This window comes from Desmonostoc vinosum, from assembly GCF_059505385.1.
Genome location: NZ_JCACKM010000290.1, coordinates 1 through 4,248 on the forward strand (window position 1 = coordinate 1; position 4,248 = coordinate 4,248).

Sequence of the window (4,248 nt, forward strand, 5' to 3'; positions counted from 1 at the left end):
AACTTTTCAAGACAGAGACGCAGAGAAGAGAACGCAAAGAAGGACTTTTGCAAGAAGTCTACTGGATTCACCACGTCCCCGTGTCTTAAGAGCGGTTTGAACTATGCAAATTAAAAGCGCAACAGCTTATTAATGGGACAGACCACTCACTAGTTATCATACCATTTCACTAAAAAAATGATAAAAATAGTTAAGGAAGAAATATGAGCAGAAGTAGCCGACTGTGAAGAATTGTTAGACCTCCCATTTGACGAGTTGACTGCCAGTGAATGGGAACGGTTACAGGAGTACGCGGCCTTCAACGAAGAACCGGAGTTAGTCGCAGCGTAATTCTCACAAAGGCGCGATCGCACTTCTCTAATCAACAGCGATCGCCTTAACCCATACTCACCAATCACCATCACATCTATACAACCTACAATCACAATCCCCAAAAACTGGGACTACCCTCGCTTTACCTTTGCTCAATGCACACAACAGGCAGGGCAAACGCATCTAAAGTACTGCCGATTATGACCAAAATTAAGAACCAACGAAAAAATCAGGATTTCTCGTTTGATTTACTTTCCAAGATTTAAAGCGATGCCTATGGCAAGCCGCAGAGCGTCTACGCTAAAATCTTTGTCAATAAGCAGGGACTGATGACATTATTTTGAAGTTTATTGAGAATAGACTAGTCTTATTGACATGATGCGGCCGCCCTGACACAACAGGGCATCATTCTCGGCTTTGAGTACTACGCCGAAGACAGTCAAAAATGGATAAAGTCGAGCTTAGAGCAAAAAGACTGGGTATAGCGATTAACTAATCGCTACGTAAAGCTGTTATTGGGTCTAAATTTGCAGCATTTTGTGCCGGAATTACCCCAGCAATTAACCCTACAGCACCAGATAAACCAAATCCCAAAATCACCGAAGTAGAAGAAACAACAAAAGGAAATTGAAAAGATGTCGCCGCACTAAATGCAATAATAATTCCTCCTCCAATACCAATTACACCGCCTATACAAGAAATCACAATAGCCTCGCATAAAAATTGATAAAGAATTGCTAATTTTGTCGCGCCAACTGCTTTACGAATGCCAATTTCTCTGGTTCTTTCTACTACTGAAACTAACATGATATTAGCAATTCCGATTCCACCTACTATTAAAGAAATTGCAGCGATCGCACTCACCATAATTGTTAACAATCCAACTATACTAGTTAAGGTTTTTAAAATATCAGCTTGGTTTGTTACCCGGAAATCATCGCTTACTGGAGGTTGAATATTGTGGCGCGATCGCAGTAAATTAATAATTTGAAATTCTGCTGCTCTGAATTGTTCTTGATCGCCATATTTAACATAAATCCCATTTATAAAAATACCGAGTAATGAATTGTTACCAACAATTCTCGCTGACATAGTTGTGAGGGGAACAAAAACTGCATCATCCCTATCCATTGGCCCTTGGGAACCCTTTACTTCTGTAACTCCTATGACTTCATATATTTCTCCCTGAATGCGAATTTTTGACCCAATGGGGTTATTTTGTTCGCCAAATAATTTTTTCTTTACCGTAGGAGCAAGTACCACTACTTGTTTAGCAGTATCTAATTCTTCTTAATTAAAATATCTACCACTTTCTGGAAAAGTATTTCTAGCTTCGGGGTAGTTTAAATCCGTACCATACACTGTAGTCGAGACATTTTCTCCTTCATAAACTAACTGAGATTTGCTTTGTAAATAAGCAGAAACAACTTTTGCAGAGGGAGCTTCGCTAGCAATAGCTTTTGCATCTTCCCAAGTTAAGGTACTAGTTGAACCTAAACCTTTGTTAATATTTCCATTTTTGGATTCGCCCGCTAGTACTTGTAAAACATCCGAACCTAAAGCTTGAATTTGTGTTTCGGTTGATTTTTGTACTCCTTGACCAATTGAAGTAATACCAATTACGGAAGCAACACCAATTATCATCCCTAGCATAGTTAATCCAGTGCGTAATTTATTACTCCACAGTGATGTCATTGCCATTGATAATATTTCTAGCGATGAAACGGAAGTATGACGGTTACGATAATTTATTTTCATCCTATATATTTTTTTGATTTTGCTTAATTTTCTTCTATTTTTGGTGGCGAAAATAAACCTTTTGATTTTGATTTATCTGTATTTTGTGGTGGTAGTGTTAACAATACTCTTTCATCACCTTTTAAACCAGATATTACCTCAGTTTTATTATTAGCAGTAACACCAACTTTTATCGGCACAAACACAGCTTTATTTTCTCGGCCAAAAATATATACTCCTGTTCCCCTTTGTTCGCGGACAACTGCAACTGTGGGAACTACTAACGCATTTTCTTTTTGACCTATATCGAATTCAACCTCAACATTCATTCCCGATCGCAACAGATTTTTATTGTCGGAAGTTATAGCGGCTTTAACTTCAAAACTGGTAACATTTTGTTCAACTGTTGCTTGTGCAGCAATTTGCGATACTCTTCCTGCAAAAACTCGGTTTGAATAGGCATCAGTCTTGATTTTTAATGATTGACCGATGCGAATTTTTGCTAAATTTGATTCTGAAACATTTACTACTACTTGATTATTTGCATTTAAAGATAAAATTGAAGAAGATAAACTAGAATAACTTGAGCCAGCAGCCGTATTCGGAGTTACAAAAGAACCGGGATCAGCATATTTTTTTGTCACAACTCCATCAAAAGGAGCGCGAATTATAGTATCGTTAATTTGAGCAAGAACTGTTTGTAAAGAACCTCGTTGAGAGTTCAGCTGTGCGCGTGCTTGGTCAATTTCTTCTTTTCTGACACCTAATTTCATTAAATAGTAGGATTGTTGTAATTGTTTGACTTTTGCACGTGCTTGCTCTATATCTTCACTTCGGGAACCTATTTTTTGCAACTTTAAAGCTTCTTCTGCTTCTTCAACCTGCGCTAAAGCAGTATCTCTATTTGTTTGATAGGTACTGAGATTTTGACGAGAGATTGCACCCGCATTAAATAATTCTTGATAGCGTTTTAAATCTGATTCTGCTTGTCTTAATGAGGCTTGAGATTTTCTGAGTCTAGCCTCAAATTGAGCTATATCTTCTGCACGATTTCCAGCAATTAATTTATTTAAGTTAGCTTGTGCTTCTTCTAATTGTGTTTGAGATTGAGTTATATCTTCTGCACGATTTCTAGCAATTAATTTTTGTAAGTTAGCTTCAGCAGATGCAATTCCAGCTTTGGCTTGAGTAAGTTGTCCTTGTAAATTGCTATCATCCATATAAGCAATTATTTGCCCTTTTTTGACAACATCACCTTCTCTTACTAATAGGTTTTTGATAATACCTGCATTTTTGGGACTCAGATTAATTGAACGTTCGGCTTCAATTTTTCCATTAGCCGCAACGGTAATGACTAATTGAGATTTCAGAATACTCTCGGCTTACCACTAGCGGTCTGTCCCATTAATTCGGTTGGGTGAATTAACTTTTAAACTTCTCTTCTTTCCTCTCTTCCTTTGCGGCGGCAGTCGCTACAACGGGGGGAACCCCCGCAACGCGCTGCCTCTTCTTTGCGTTCTTTGCGGTTCGTTTCTCAACCCCTTATAACTAACGCGACAGACCACTAGCGATATAGTCCTGCTATCTGATCGCAGTGATACCATCTGCTGTGTTAAAAGTTATAGGCAATTCCCAAATGCACTCCGACATCGGTTTTCTCAAGCAAACCAATCTTGACCGCAGTTGTAGCCGTAAATCTGCGTGATAGCGGTACATCAATTCCTCCAGTTACTAATCCCCGCACAATCAGATCTTCAAAATTAGACTTTGACCTTAGCAATATGCCACCTCCCACAAAAGGAATAAGCTGAACTTGACCAGATGATGTTTTCACGGGAAAATTGACAGTCAAGGCAAGGGTACTATCGTTCCGGTTACCACCAAATACAGTGCTGCCTCTAATTGACAAGGAATCGTTCAGGTCTTTCTTGTTGATAATCGTTACTCCCCCGTGACTTATTCCTTCATTACCACCACTCACACCAATGTTTCCGCCAATACCGATATAGTTCCGCAGAGGGCGGGGTTTAGCTTGCTCAGTAGAGGGTGCATTGGCTGGTGTTGGGGTTGGAGATGATGAAGGTTGACTAGAATTGGGTGGCAAAGATTGAGCTTGAACTGCGCGATCGCCAAGGGCAAGCACTAAAGCAGACTATGATAAACCAGCATCTACAAACTGCAACACTAAAGACGGAAGTG

General features: G+C 39.3%; 3 protein-coding genes and 1 pseudogene. All 4 read right to left on the minus strand.

The genetic code is table 11. The annotated features are described in order from the left end of the window. Positions 1 to 149: 149 nt before the first annotated feature. The 4 genes and pseudogenes from AC5JMF_RS30075 to AC5JMF_RS30090 all read right to left on the minus strand — a co-directional run bounded on the left by AC5JMF_RS30075 (position 150) and on the right by AC5JMF_RS30090 (position 4,153). A complete protein-coding gene (locus tag AC5JMF_RS30075; RefSeq protein WP_495799369.1) occupies positions 150 to 425 on the minus strand; it encodes a hypothetical protein in 276 nt (91 codons plus the stop codon). Between the two features lie 379 nt (positions 426 to 804). Continuing rightward, positions 805 to 2,070 (minus strand): annotated as a pseudogene (locus tag AC5JMF_RS30080) (ABC transporter permease). 23 nt (positions 2,071 to 2,093) lie between these two features. After that, on the minus strand, positions 2,094 to 3,422 hold the full coding sequence (locus AC5JMF_RS30085) for an efflux RND transporter periplasmic adaptor subunit (protein ID WP_495799371.1): 1,329 nt from the start codon (positions 3,420 to 3,422) through the stop codon (positions 2,094 to 2,096). Positions 3,423 to 3,661: 239 nt separating this feature from the next. After that, positions 3,662 to 4,153: a hypothetical protein gene (locus AC5JMF_RS30090; protein ID WP_495799370.1), complete on the minus strand. Its 492-nt coding sequence runs from the start codon at positions 4,151 to 4,153 to the stop codon at positions 3,662 to 3,664. Between the last annotated feature and the right edge of the window lie 95 nt (positions 4,154 to 4,248).